Origin of the sequence: Paenibacillus sp. FSL K6-1230 (assembly GCF_038002385.1) — a bacterium.
GTDB lineage: Bacteria > Bacillota > Bacilli > Paenibacillales > Paenibacillaceae > Paenibacillus > Paenibacillus massiliensis.
The window spans coordinates 5,437,351-5,451,101 of the sequence record NZ_JBBOCK010000001.1 but is presented as its reverse complement, the minus strand read 5'-3'; the positions used below and the strand labels follow the sequence as shown (position 1 = coordinate 5,451,101).

Annotated in this window: 8 protein-coding genes; 6 read left to right on the top strand and 2 right to left on the bottom strand. The window is 50.6% G+C overall.

Annotated elements, in window-relative coordinates; all coding sequences use genetic code 11:
- Positions 1-45: 45 nt before the first annotated feature.
- The gene (locus tag MKX74_RS24125) at positions 46-1,059 is read right to left on the bottom strand and encodes a LacI family DNA-binding transcriptional regulator (RefSeq protein WP_341180049.1); all 1,014 of its coding nucleotides are present in this window, start codon (positions 1,057-1,059) and stop codon (positions 46-48) included.
- 146 nt (positions 1,060-1,205) lie between these two features.
- Between MKX74_RS24125 and MKX74_RS24120 the strand changes: the two genes are divergently transcribed.
- The 6 genes from MKX74_RS24120 (at position 1,206) to MKX74_RS24095 (ending at position 9,100) form a co-directional block, all read left to right on the top strand.
- Positions 1,206-3,050 (top strand): cache domain-containing sensor histidine kinase, encoded by a 1,845-nt coding sequence (locus MKX74_RS24120; RefSeq protein ID WP_341180048.1) that lies wholly within the window; start codon positions 1,206-1,208, stop codon positions 3,048-3,050.
- Positions 3,043-4,149 carry a response regulator transcription factor gene (locus tag MKX74_RS24115; protein ID WP_341180047.1) on the top strand — a complete coding sequence of 369 codons (1,107 nt, stop codon included), beginning with the start codon at positions 3,043-3,045 and terminating at the stop codon, positions 4,147-4,149. The genes MKX74_RS24120 and MKX74_RS24115 overlap by 8 nt, the downstream gene beginning before the upstream one ends.
- A 303-nt stretch (positions 4,150-4,452) precedes the next feature.
- Positions 4,453-5,763, top strand: coding sequence for an ABC transporter substrate-binding protein (locus tag MKX74_RS24110; protein ID WP_341180046.1), 1,311 nt, complete (start codon positions 4,453-4,455; stop codon positions 5,761-5,763).
- A 76-nt stretch (positions 5,764-5,839) separates the two neighbouring features.
- A complete protein-coding gene (locus tag MKX74_RS24105; RefSeq protein ID WP_341180045.1) occupies positions 5,840-6,718 on the top strand; it encodes a carbohydrate ABC transporter permease in 879 nt (292 codons plus the stop codon).
- Positions 6,719-6,757: 39 nt separating this feature from the next.
- A complete protein-coding gene (locus MKX74_RS24100; protein WP_018887888.1) occupies positions 6,758-7,600 on the top strand; it encodes a carbohydrate ABC transporter permease in 843 nt (280 codons plus the stop codon).
- Between the two features lie 168 nt (positions 7,601-7,768).
- Positions 7,769-9,100, top strand: coding sequence for a glycoside hydrolase family 32 protein (locus tag MKX74_RS24095; protein ID WP_341180044.1), 1,332 nt, complete (start codon positions 7,769-7,771; stop codon positions 9,098-9,100).
- A gap of 170 nt (positions 9,101-9,270) precedes the next feature.
- Here MKX74_RS24095 and MKX74_RS24090 read toward each other — a convergent pair whose 3' ends face one another.
- The gene (locus MKX74_RS24090; protein ID WP_341180043.1) at positions 9,271-13,536 is read right to left on the bottom strand and encodes an S-layer homology domain-containing protein; all 4,266 of its coding nucleotides are present in this window, start codon (positions 13,534-13,536) and stop codon (positions 9,271-9,273) included.
- Positions 13,537-13,751 lie beyond the last annotated feature (215 nt).

The following is a 13,751-nucleotide window of genomic DNA, read 5'->3' as shown; positions in this document are numbered from 1 at the left end:
TTTTGAAGTTGAAAACGACATCCGTTTAATTTAGCTACACTTCAATCATTGAGAATTTGCATCTGCCCCTAAGCCAGTGCTAATGCCTGAGCTTTCCCGAACGATGAGCTTGGTCCCGATGACGCTATGTGCGGGGGCCTCCCGTCCTTCCAGTCGCTCGGAGAGTAGCTGGACAGCAGATCGACCCATCTGCTCGGGATACGCCCGAATAGTGGTGAGTGCAGGCTGCAGGTAAGCAGCCATCTCGATGTCATCGAAGCCGACGACAGCCATGTCCTGTGGCACCTGAAGCCCATGTCCGTGTAGGGCACGCAGTACACCGACGGCCAGTGGGTCACTCGCGGCGAAGACGGCGGTAGGCCGCTCGGCTCCTGTCAGCAGATCATTCATCATGCGGTACCCGTCAGCGCTGCTCCAAGCACCCACACGAACGAAGTCAGGGTTATAGAGACCTCGCTCCTGCAAAAGTTTCTTGAAGTAGTGAGCCCGTCGTTCTCCGTTACTCTCGCCACCTACGAAGGCGATGCTGCGATGCCCAAGCTCAACCAGATGGCCAAGAGCCTGATCGACAGCCTGGCGAAAGTGTACCCGAACGGTGTCATAATCCAGTAACTCCTGGTACTGATCGACCAGGACAATCGCTTCCTTGGTGACAGGCAGGGGGGTAATCTCTTCCGGATCGACACCACCGACGACGATCAGTCCGTCAGCAGGCTGCAATTGAGCAATGGAGTGGCGCCCCCGCAGGGTCTGACCCAGAGTCAGTCCAAGCTCCTCACAGCGGATCTCGATGCCGCGTCGAATGGAAGCATAATAAGGATCGTCACGTTCCTCCTCAATGGAGCACCAGAGCAACAGTGAGACTGTTTTGCCAGCACGCTGCATGTTCCGCTTGAGCTGCCCCAGTCGTTTGGGCTTATATTGAAGCTGTTCCGCAATGGCGAATATATTACTCCGGGTATCCTCACTCACGGACAGAGACAGATCATTATTCAGCACTCTGGACACGGTTGCGGCGGATACGCCGGCTTGCCGGGCAATGTCCTTGATCGTTGCCAACTGCGCTCACACCTTTTTAGTTAATAAATTTACTAAAACTACGCTTTAAGCCTATCACACTCTACAAACGATTTCAATAACCGCTTACATCCTCCCAGCTCTCTGTGAATTTTCTATCTACTCCTCGGTGAAGAAGTTGTGTTAACATGATGAATATTCTTCGATTTCGGGGGCAGATCATGTACAAGTTCATGTCTTGGGCACAAAAATGGTTCGGGCGACTACGCTTCAAGAGTAAGGTAATCGCCTTATTTCTACCCTTGATCATACTATCCTTGGTTATTCTTGGGGTCGGATCGAGCCAGATCTTCAGCCGCTCTCTGATTGAGCGGACGACCAGCAATGTCATGGATGAATCTCAACTGATTCTGTCCAGAACCGATTACATTTTCAGCAGTGTAGAGACTGCCGCGAATATTATGGTGACGAATATTAATCGCTTGTATGAATCGAATGGCAAGCCTCCAGCATCCACGGTCGAGCAGACGCGTTTTGCCAATCTCATGCAGAGTCGTCTGTCCATTGATGTATCAATCTTCAAGGAGGTAGACGGGGCTGTATTCGTGGATAGCAACGGATATATATATGCTTCCTATGATGAGAAAGGGGATGCCGATCAGATCCGTAAGCTGGTGCGTAGTGGTCAGGAGATGGACAGCTACGGACGAGCAATTTGGATGGGGATGGAACGCAGAGACCTACTGACCCCGGACCCGAGCTCCCCAATGCTGACGCTCCGCAAGACGGTCATTCACATCGACAACGGGGAAGTGTACGGTACGTTGTTCCTGCTGGTGAAGGAGGAGCGGTTATCCGCATATCTGAAATCCAGTGATGCTTCTACGTCGAAAGCCTACTATTTTCTCGATCGAGGCCATCAGGTGGTGGTAGCTGAAGATAATGCCCAGCTAATGCAACCCATTAGCTCCGAGCTGGCGTCGTCGATGCAGTCCTGCGGCAGTCAATCTTCCGCTGGAGCGTGCTCATTCCAGGAGGACGGAAATCTGATTTCGGTAGTCGATTATGATCGAATGAACTGGAAGCTCGTGAATGTCGTGTCTTTGAATCTGCTCATGGCGGATGTGCGCACAAATGTCGGCTTGACCGCAGCGATTGGCCTATTCTGTTTGGTGCTCTCCTGGCTGGGCGCGAGCTTCCTGTCCCGAATGGTTGTAAGTCCGCTGGAGCAGGTGACCGGGGCGATGCGAAAGGTAGTGAACGGAGATATTCATACGGTAGCGCCTGTGCGTTCCGAGGATGAGATCGGTACGATTGCCGAGGCCTTTAACTATATGGTCAGACGGGTACGGGAGCTGCTTGATACCGTCAGGCAGGAGCAGAATCGCAAGCGTGAATTTGAGCTCGCCTTGATGAGTGCACAGATTAAGCCCCATTTTCTATACAACACGCTGGATACCATCTATGCGCTGAATGAGCTGGATCGCCATGATGAAGCGAGAGATACGACCAAGGCGTTGGCTGATTTTTACCGGATGGCCCTGAATAAGGGACGAGAGCTCATCATTCTAGAGAAGGAGACAGAACTGACGGATGACTATCTGACGATTCTACAGATTCGCTATCCAGATGTATTCCGCTACGAGATTGATATTCCATCTGAACTGGCGGGTACCCCGATTCCGAAGCTATCTCTCCAGCCTCTGGTAGAGAATGCGATTTATCATGGACTGAAGGCCAAAGGAATCAAGGGGTTCATCCGTATATCTGCCTTCACTCAGGATGACAAGGTTATTATTCGGGTGGAAGATAACGGTGTAGGGATGGACTCTGCACAGGTAGAAGCCATCATGTCACGTGATTCCTTCGAGGAGGGTGCACGTTCAATCGGCACGTATAGCGTTCAGCAACGATTGAATTTGTATTTTGGTGAGGAATACGGAATTATGGTGCACAGCGCTCCTGGAGAAGGGACAAGGGTCGAGCTGTCGTTGCCGATGCTGCAAAAGGGGAGTGGGACACAGCATGTATAAAGTGATGATCGTGGATGATGAACCTTTATTTCGTGATTTTCTGCGTCTGAAAATGGATTGGGAGAGCCATGGCTTTCAGGTCTGCTGTGAGGCGAGAAATGGACAAGAGGCACTTCAGGAGGCAGAGCTGCACAAGCCGCATTTGGCTCTGGTCGATATCAATATGCCCTTCATGGACGGGATTGAACTGGCGCAGCGGCTGAAGGTCCGGTTCGAGCGGATGGCCATTGTATTCATTTCTGGACATAACGAGTTCGAATATTTGCAAAAAGCAGTGCGCACAGGCGTTAAGGATTATTTGCTTAAGCCGTTTAATGCAGAAGAGATGAGCGCGATGCTGACACGGATTGGACCGGACCTGCCGAAGCTGCCTTCATCAGAGAAGCGCGGCGAAGCTAGTGAGTCAATCGGAGCTACTGCTGGCGTCCGGGCTGTACCGCCTGATCTTGGCAGCCTGCGCGATGCGGTCGTCCTGGGCCTGATCATGAAGGACAGTGAGTGCCTGGAGGAGGTCCGCAGGGCCGTGCGGCAGCTTCGAATGTATGAGTGGGGAGACGAGTATGCGGATGCGACACTGATGGGGATTGTGTCTCTGGCTCTGACCTTCGCCAGTGAACGGGGCATAGGCTATGATCAGCTATGGGATAACGGGGATGCGGTCTCACCCTACGATTACTTGCGAGGACTTGGAAGCTGGGAGGCCGCCGAGGAATGGTTGGCATCGCTATACCATCGCCTGATTCGACTAATGGAGCAGATTCGCCCGACGAAGGCCGCAAATCTGTTCGCTGCAGCCATTCATTACATTCAGGAGCACTACTCCGATCCAGACCTGTCTGCAGAGCAGGTATCCGGTGGCGTATTCGTCGATCCCAGCTATCTGCGGCGCGTCTTCCGCAAGGAATCTGGCTTCTCGATCGTCGATCATATTACACATATTCGGATGAAGAAGGCTAAGGAGCTCATGCTGGAGGGCAACCGCAAGCTATATGAAATCGCGGAGAGCGTCGGCTATAGCGACCCGAATTATTTCAGCAAATCCTTCAAGAAATGCTTCGGTATGACCCCGACAGAATATGAGCAGCTCAGGAAGAGATAGATTGTGTCATCGTTAGGCAGGATCAGATAAGTAGGATTAGATGAGTAGGGGTAGGTCAGTAGATTCGTGCGGATGGAATGGATTAGTCATAGAGAGCAGCTATTCTTCATTTGAAGGGTGGCTGCTCTTCATTTCAGGGAAAAACGTGAATTTCGTGAAATTCGTGAACGCTCTACGGGGATTTGTCCCGTTTTTTACAGATAGCGCCCGTTTTGTGCCTTAAAGAACCATGTCCGTGTTGACTATACTATAGCTACAGCAATGAAAACGCAGTCAAAGAGAGCTGCACAAGGGGGCAATGAAATGAAAGCACAGAATCACAAACGATTGAAGGCTGTATTGCTAACGCTTACAATGTCATTGGTCTTGGCTGCTTGTGGGGGAACTGAATCCTCCTCCTCGGAAGCATCCAATTCATCTGGTGATGGAACAATCAAATTGAAGGTGTATGCGCAGCATTTTGATGATGATACGTCCAAGCCGTTCGACTATGCAGTGGAGAAGCTTAAAGAGGAAATGCCGAATGTAGAGATTGAGCTGGACGCTGCGGTGCAGGATGGCTATCAAAAGCTAAAGACATATGCGGCAACGGGCAATATGCCTGATATCTACTTTACAGACTGGTCGACACTGCAGACGATGGCCAAATCCAAAAATGTCGAGCTGCTGGATGACTATGAAGCTACTACTGAATTCAAGCAGAACCTGAATCCAGGCGTAGAATCCCGTCTGGTGGCGCCGGATAATCATGTCTACGCGTATCCCGATACGGGAATTGAGTTCCAGATCATCTACTACAACAAAGCGATCTTCGAACAGGTTGGCATCCAGACGCCGATCAAGACGATTGATCAGATGGCAGAGGCTGCACAGAAGCTGAAGGCTGCTGGGTTTGTACCGATGTCCATATTTGCAAAAGAAAAGTGGATTACAACCGCCTTCTATAACGGTCTTGTGACCCGGGAGCAGCCGCAGGGCTTCGGTGCAATCGGTCAGGAGGGCTTGAAGCAGCTGCCTGAGGCTTTCGTGACGGCTGCTCAGCAGATGAAGCAGCTGCAGCAAGCGGGATTATTCGATGCGAATGCAACGAATACCAACTATGATCAGGCGTCCTCCTTGTTCTATCAAGGCAAAGCTGCCATGTTCGTAAATGGTCAGTGGGAGATCTATAGCTCGCAGGAGAAGCTGGGAGATCAGGTGAACTGGATGTACTGGCCAGCCAAGGATGAGGCTACTTATGAGCAATCCAAGTATTTCATCAACGGGGCGGGAGCTCCGCAAGGCTATGCCGTATACCCTGGCAGCAAGAACAAGGATACAGCGGTCGAGGTCGCTGCGTTCCTGGCAGCCAAGTCTGCCGAATACCGTTACACACAGCTAGGTAGCCCGATCGTATCCCCTAAGGTTGACCTGCCGATCGCTTCGGATGTACCTGCGATGATGCAGCGCGTAGCAACAGAGCTTCTGCCAAATGCAGAGAATTACGCACAGCTACTGAGCAATACGGCTATTACAAATGCCATCAATGACGGCACGCAGTATCTCATGGTGGATAGCTACACGCCGGAGGAATTCGTCGAAAGTCTGAACCGTGTATTGGATAAAGAGAACTAATAACTAGGAACCCGGCAGCCCTTGGTGATTCATCATCAGGGGTTGCTCTGACAGATAAAAGGGGTGGAAGGAACACATGAATAAATATTTAGGTAACAAGACAGCATTGACTCTGTTTTTGCTGCCAGCACTGCTGATCTATAGCGTTGTTCTGATATATCCCGTACTTCAGACGGTATTTCGTAGCTTCTATGATTGGGACGGGCTGAGCACGCCCGAATTCGCAGGGCTCAGCAACTATATTGAGCTGTTCCATGACCCGCTACTCATCACTTCGTTGAAGAATGGGGGCATCTTCGCTCTTGTCCTGATCGTCTTCCAGATCGGACTTGGTACGATCCTTGCCCTGATCTGCGCTGACCCCCGTACTCGTGGTCGAAAATTCCTGAAGACCGCTTACTTTATTCCCGTGGTGCTGTCAGTTACGGTCGTATGTCAGCTCTGGATTGCGATGTATGATCCGACCAACGGACTCATTAACCGTCTGTTCACGCTGCTGAATATTTCGTACCAGCAGAACTGGCTCACTTCTCCGACTGCATCTATTATTGCAATTGCGTTCGTCAATGCCTGGCAGTTCATGGGATATCAATTCGCACTCCTGTATGCAGGTGTGAAATCCATCCCAGAGGACTACTTCGAGGCTGCCACTATTGATGGCTGTAGCAAATGGAAGGCGCATTTCTACGTCACCCTGCCCTTGATGAGAGAGACGTTCAAGTTCTGCTTCATCATTGCGATTACTTCAGGGATTGGTGCGTTCGTGCAGATGTTGATCATGACCAGTGGAGGTCCAGGTACGATTAACTACACCCTTACCTACATGATCTATCGCTATGCCTTCATGGAAAGCAACTATGGCTATGCATGTGCTGTATCCGTAGTGCTAGTAACCATCTCGCTGCTTGCTACCGTCATTATTAACAAGGTATTTGATCGCGGGCAACATGCCTGATATTCCATGAATGCAACTAGAGATGTAAAGGAGAGCAAAATGAGTATAACCGCTGTGCGCAAAATCGGACAATTCGTCTTACAGCTACCGCTGTGGCTGTATGTGATCGTATCCATCTACCCGCTATTCTGGATGATTTCCTATTCATTGAAAAACAATGATGAGATATTCGTAACCAATCCGTTTGGATTCCCGACGACCTTTCGATTTGAGAACTATATCAACGCCTGGCAGCAATTCAATATTCCACGCTATTTCATGAACAGCTTTGTGGTATCGACAATATCCACCCTGCTGATTATGCTCATGGCTCTGATGTTTGCTTTTGCCGTGGCCCGCATGAAATGGCGCTTCAATTCACTGGCGCGAATGTACATGATTATCGGGATGTTCATGCCGTTGCAGGTCATCATGATCCCACTTGCACTGCTGGTTCGTGATTTTCACCTGACCAATACCTATGGAGCCTTGATTCTGCCTTATGTAGCTATTGGTCTGCCATTTTCTACTATGGTGTTCTATGGCTTTCTGATGGGAATTCCGAAGGAGATTGAGGAAGCGGCTTGTATGGATGGAGCCAGTATCTATCGACTGTTCCTGAGTATCGTTGTACCGCTCGCACTTCCAGCCATTGCTACCGTAGCTATTTTCCAATTCTTGAACAACTGGAACGAATTTACCCTGGCATATATTCTGATCTCGGACGAGAATATGAAGACACTACCGCTGGGTCTATTATTCTTCCAGGGCTCCTACAGTACAGATTGGGGAGCGATGGGAGCGGTCATGACGATCGCGTCTCTGCCGATGGTCCTCGTCTATCTCCTCCTGAGTGACCAGGTTGAGCGTGCGATGACGGTAGGCTCGGCAGTGAAGGGCTAATCGGAGATGGTGTAAGGGTACCTTGACCAGATCACTTGTGAGGTAGAGCTACTGCAAGCGGGGAGCCCTGTCGACGACGGCTAGCGCTTGCTGTTCTAATGAACGAGGATCAAAATTAGATGATAACTCGTGATACTATAATCTTTTGACGTCAAGGAGGAACGGGAATTGAAGACGGATCTGCTTCATCTCAGAGCACCAGGTCATTGGATCAACGACCCGAATGGCTTCATCTACTACAAGGGCGTGTATCATTTATTCTATCAGTATTTCCCCTATGGTACGATGTGGGGCACTATGCACTGGGGGCATGCAATGAGCAGGGATCTGGTGCATTGGGAGCATCAAGGCGTCGCGCTTTTTCCCAGCAAGGGCTATGATCGAAATGGCTGTTTCTCAGGCACTGCGCTGGAGGTGGAGGGGAAGCTGCATTTGTACTATACAGGTGTCAAATATGAGGTCTTTGATGACGACAATATACACCGGATTGTAGATGAGCAGTTCGAGTCCAGCCAAGCTCTGCTAATCTCCGAGGATGGGTGGAGCTTCGACAACTTCCAGCAAAAGCATCTTGTGGTGCCTCCCATTACGGACCCTGAGCTCGGTGACCGTGCACATACGAGAGATCCGAAGGTCTGGAAGGGGCAGGACGGGTATTATATGGTGCTGGGTTCGAAGGCAGCTGGACAGGGGAAGCTGTTGTTCTATAAAAGCGACGATCTGCTGCAATGGCAATACGTGAGCAGCTATTCGAAGCCGGGGCTGGGCTATATGTGGGAATGCCCTGATCTGTTCAAGCTGACGGATTCAGATGGGACGGAGCATTCGATCCTGCTGATGTCACCGGAAGGCGTGCCACAAGGGCAATTCTATACAAGCCATGCCATCTGCGGCTTGGTTTCATTTCAGGAGGAAGGTGCCCAGCTGGCTATTCCAGATACCTACCAGTTGGTCGATTATGGCCTCGACCTTTATGCGCCGCAGACGAATCTCGATGCGGAGGGTAGACGAGTCCTCATCGCCTGGATGCGTATGCCACGCAGGGTCCAGCGGGCAGGAGAAGAGCCGTGGATTGGCATGATGTGTCTGCCCCGAGTGATTGAAGTGGTGGAGGAGCATATTTATTTTCGTCCCCACCCACAGGTGCTGGACAGCTTCTCTAGCAAGCTAGAGCAACCGGATCAGATCGATTTCACAAAGCCCTACTATCTTCAAGCCACACTCCACAACGGGGATGAAGTATGTATCGGAGGGTATAGAATTTGGCTACAGGATGGTGTACTGCATACGAACCGATCAGAGGTGTTCGGAGAGCTGGAGGGCTACGATACGCAATTCAAGACCCCTCAGCTGGATGCAAGCTGTAAGCTCGATATCTTCGTGGATGCGGATATCATCGAGACTTTCGTTGATGAGGGAAGATATGTAGTTAGTAACATTGTGTATGATCTACAGGGTGGACTCACCAGTACAGTAGAATTATCAGTGAGTGTACAGTAGAGCAGGGCAGCATAGAGCATGACTTTTGACGTAGTCTTAAGCAAAGGCATTGGCAAGCATAACAAAACCCGGCAATTGCGGGCGGGAAATGCTCGGTTGTAGAGCATCTTTCCCTTAACGCAATGCCGGGTGTTTTTGTATTGCTGTAGGCTATCTGATGAGCGCTACCGTCAGATCAGGCCAGACTCACGAAGCAAGCGCTCCAGAATCGTAGCGATCTCTGCGCGAGTGACGACCTGCTCCGGGGCCAGACGATTACCGCTCATTCCAGTGATCAGGCCAGCCTGAACACTGGAGGCTGCTGCCTCACGAGCCCAGTTAGGGACGCGATCTGCATCAGTGAACTGCTGGACAGCAGTACTGTCTCCAGAAGCACTGCCAGACAGTCCCGTGAGTGTCATTGCCCGAGACAGCATAACCATGGCCTCTGCGCGGGTGATGCTCTGCCCTGGGCGGAAGGTACCATCCGAGAAGCCAGTAATCAGTCCATAGTCCGCAGCGGCGGAGACCGATCCGTTGTACCAGGAGTTAGTAGCTACATCCGCAAAATTTGCCTTGTCATTAGTGGGTTCTAGTCCAAGACCCTTTGACAGGATGGAGGCGAACTCTGCCCGGGTGATTGCACGCTGCGGCTGGAACTGTCCAGCTCCCGTACCGGACACAATCAGTCGATTGCCCATATTTTCAATGGAGCTTCGTGCCCAGCTGCCTGAAATGTCCGTGAAGATCTGCTCCTGTCGGACGAGCATATAACTGCTGTTGCTAAGACTCTTGATCGAAGCATACCAGCGGCCATCTACGTTAACGATCCGAGTCGGTACATGACGCACGGAACCGTCAGGGTCCACAGCGACTGCCGTGGTGATCCGATCCGGTTGCACATCCTCCGGTATTGGAACCAATCCTTCCACGTAGGTGGAGAAGCGGTTAGTGGCTGTTGAACTACCGTCACTTACCTCAGTGATGTCGAACTGTACAGGTGGAGTTAGGCGTTCCAACTGATTTGCTGTGGCCGCACGATCTGCTGCCTCGGTCTGAACAGTTGAAGCCGCCGCGACTCTGATCTGAACGTCCACGTTGGACATATCATTCGAGCTAGCCGATTGCAGCTCGATTTGCTGTGCAGGTACAATATAGTGTCCGCTTACTGTCTGGACAGACAATAGGGCGGACGCTTGCTGCATTTCACGCATCAGATCGCCGTCGAAGTTCGCGATGAATGCATCACCAGCCGGCAGGTCTGTAAATGGTACAGTTACCGTAGCTCCTAGCGGTTGGTCATTCAATACGCTGCGGATCAGCTCCCGATCCACTTGAATGGAATGAACCGTCTGACCATTTTGCGTACGGGTTGTTAAGACACCAGCCTTTAGAATCTGCCCGTTCACCAACACATTCACCAGCTTAGAGGTGTCTACTGGCGGGGTCACTGGTGTTTGGACCGGAGGAACAGACGATCCGCTATTGTCGCCACTATCCATGTCCGATGAGCTACTTGACCTAGTAGTTACATTAACGGCATTGGATTGAGGGCTTGCAACGCCATTGATCATCTGAACTACATAATAGCTGCCTCTGGATGAAATGTTACTAAAGCGATAAGTGCCATTTTCCTGCTCTGTAGGCTGCATGGCAAGCGCCTCTTGGGAAGACGCTCGGTACAATCTAAGTGTAGCACCAGGGTACACATTTGTGACCTCAACGGTACCTCTCCCGCCTGTTGCAACAGGTGTGCGCAGAACAGGATTGACGAAGACCGAATTGATGCTCTCAATCCCATAGACGGACTGGGTTACATAATAGTACTCCGCCTGTGGCACGACATGCTCAAAGCGGTATTTACCATTCCCGAGATCCGAATACGTGCTGGAGACCACGTTATGGTTCGCCGCATCATACAGCTTCAAGGCCGCTTGCGCAGACACGTTGCTGACATCGATATACTCGACACCTGCTGTAACCAGCGGAGTACGTAATAACGGATTGAAGAAGCTTGAATTGACGCTTTCCTCACCATTCAGAGTCTGGGTCATGTAGTAATAATCAGGATGAGGCAGGATGTCGTCAATCGTATAGACCGATCCCGTTACACTGGAATAGATACCTTGCAGGACACCAGCTCCAGTGTACAGCTTGAGAGTTGCACCAGGTGTGTACTCGCTGACTGTAATCGATTCCTCGCCGCCGATAGCCAAGGGAGCACCAGGGATATGGACGGTTACGACCACTTGGTTGGAGTGGGAGCTAGTAAGTCCATTGATCCTCTGTGTTACATAATAACCAGTCCCGGCTGCAACTGAATTGAAGCGGTACACACCGCCCCCCAGATCCGTCGGATTCGAAGCGACGATCGTTCCATCCTGTCGATGCAGATGTACGGTGGCGTTTGGGTAGATATTTGTAACGTCTACCGATTTCAGTCCACCAGTCGCACTTGGCACCCGCAGCGATGGTGTAACGAAAGTGGAATTGCTACTGCTGATGCCATCAATGGATTGAGTGACGTAGTAGTAGTCGCTATGCGGTACAACGTCAATCAGACGATACATACCATGACCCCGGGACTCTACGTTAGCAGCGACAGATTGCCCTGTGGAAGCATTGAAGAGCTTGAGCTCTGTGCGATCGGATACGTTGGAGACATCAATGTACTCGATTCCAGCGGTAGCTACAGGAGTACGCAACGTTGAGTTAATAAAGCTGGAATTGAGGCTCTCTCTACCATTTACGGTCTGAGTGACATAGTATTGATCAGGATCAGGCAGCACATCCGTAATGGTATAGCTTGAATCTGTGATATTCGGATAAGTCCCTTTCAGGACGCCTGTGGTGGTGTACAGCTTGAGTATTGCACCGGATACAAAATGAGTAACCGTGATAGCTTCCTCGTCACCCGTTGCTACGGGAGCCACGGGTGTATTGTCAGTGACAACAACAGCATTAGAGCTTGCGCTATGGATGCCGTTAATGATCTGGGTTACATAGTATCCTGTGCCCGATGCGACGGATTCGAAGCGGTATACACCACCGCCTTGATCGGCTGGGTTCGTGGCAATGATTGTTCCATCATTGCGATGGAGCCTCACAGTAGCGCTTGGATACACATTAGATACATCCACATATTCCCCGCCACCAGCCGCACTTGGTACCCGAAGCGCTGGTGAGACGAAGCTGGAATTAATGCTGCTGATGCCATGAATCGATTGCATGACGTAATAGTAGTCACTATGCGGTGCAACGTCAACGAGACGATACACACCATTGCCTTGGAACTCTACGTTAGCAGGTACCGGCTGCCCAGTCGAAGCATTGAACAGCTTGAGCTCTGTGCGATCGGATACGTTGGAGACATCAATGTACTCTAATCCAGCATTAACAACAGGGGTGCGCAGTGTCGGGTTAACGAAGCTTGAATTGACGCTTTCCTTGCCGCTCACGGTCTGGGTGACATAGTATTGGTCTGGATCAGGCAGCACATCCGTAATGGTATAGCTTGAATCCGTGATATTCGGATAAGTCCCTTTCAGGACGCCTGTTGTAGTGTACAGCTTGAGTGTTGCACCGGATACATACTGGCTGACGACGATTGTTTCTGCTCCGCTAGTCGCTACAGGAGCATCTAGGACATATTCTGTCACATCAACTCTACTGGAGTCTGCACTGTTCATGCCGTTGATGGTCTGGGTTACATAGTATCCTGTGCCCAGTGCGACGGATTCGAAGCGATACACGCCACCGCCTTGATCGGCTGGGTTCGTCGCCATGATTGTCCCATCATTGCGATGGAGCCTCACAGTAGCGCCTGGATGCACATTGGAGACATCTACATGACCCAAGCCGCCCGTTGCTGTCGGTACGCGCAGCGATGGTGTAACGAAGCTTGAGTTCGAGCTAGTGGTTCCGTTCAGCGTCTGGGTGACATAGTAGAGGTCGCTATGTGGAACGACATTGATCAGTCGGTACATATTGCCGCCCAGATACACAGGATTTGCAGGTACCTCTTGGCCTGAAGTGGCATTGAATAGCCGTAGACTCGGGGTGCCTGATAAGTTGGAAACATCAATATACTCTACCCCGGGAGTCACAACAGGTGTACGTAGGGGTGGATTGACTAAGCTGGAAGGGGGGCTTTCTTCGCCGTTTACAGTTTGTGTTACATAATACTGTCGTGAATCAGGCCATACAGGGACATGTAAGGTACTATTAGCCGGGAGATTTTGGTGTGAAACGTACACCTGTCCGTCTGATGTATACACAGTTATGGTGGCCCCGCCGGGATATCCAGAAATGATTAGTTGCTCCGTGGCAGTTATTATATTAGGCGCTGGTGGTGGAGCCGCATAGGCAGGCTGCAGGAATGAGATCGACAAGATTGCACATAGCATCATCAATCCGATCGGCCTGAATACCTGTTTGCTGAAGTCTAGCTTGTTCATTGAATCCCCCTTGTAATTGATGTGAAGCATGATTCATAGCGAGGTGCCATTCTCGAGTATGAGTAGCTGCGGATTGGGTTCTTTTGCTAATCTAAATCATTATACCTTACTTATTATTATAGTGATTTTTAAGTTTTATTTAAATTTATTTGGCTCAAAAGCCAGATCTGAAGTCAGTTCTAAAGCCAGAACCAGAAGTCAGACCTTCTAAAACA

Excerpts from the sequence above, each read along its gene's own strand:
- MKX74_RS24105 (WP_341180045.1), top strand. The coding sequence starts at position 5,840 with ATGAATAAATATTTAGGTAACAAGACAGCATTGACTCTGTTTTTGCTG.
- MKX74_RS24110 (WP_341180046.1), top strand. The coding sequence starts at position 4,453 with ATGAAAGCACAGAATCACAAACGATTGAAGGCTGTATTGCTAACGCTT.
- MKX74_RS24100 (WP_018887888.1), top strand. The coding sequence starts at position 6,758 with ATGAGTATAACCGCTGTGCGCAAAATCGGACAATTCGTCTTACAGCTA.
- MKX74_RS24120 (WP_341180048.1), top strand. The coding sequence starts at position 1,206 with ATGATGAATATTCTTCGATTTCGGGGGCAGATCATGTACAAGTTCATG.
- MKX74_RS24115 (WP_341180047.1), top strand. The coding sequence starts at position 3,043 with ATGTATAAAGTGATGATCGTGGATGATGAACCTTTATTTCGTGATTTT.
- MKX74_RS24090 (WP_341180043.1), bottom strand. The coding sequence starts at position 13,536 with ATGAACAAGCTAGACTTCAGCAAACAGGTATTCAGGCCGATCGGATTG.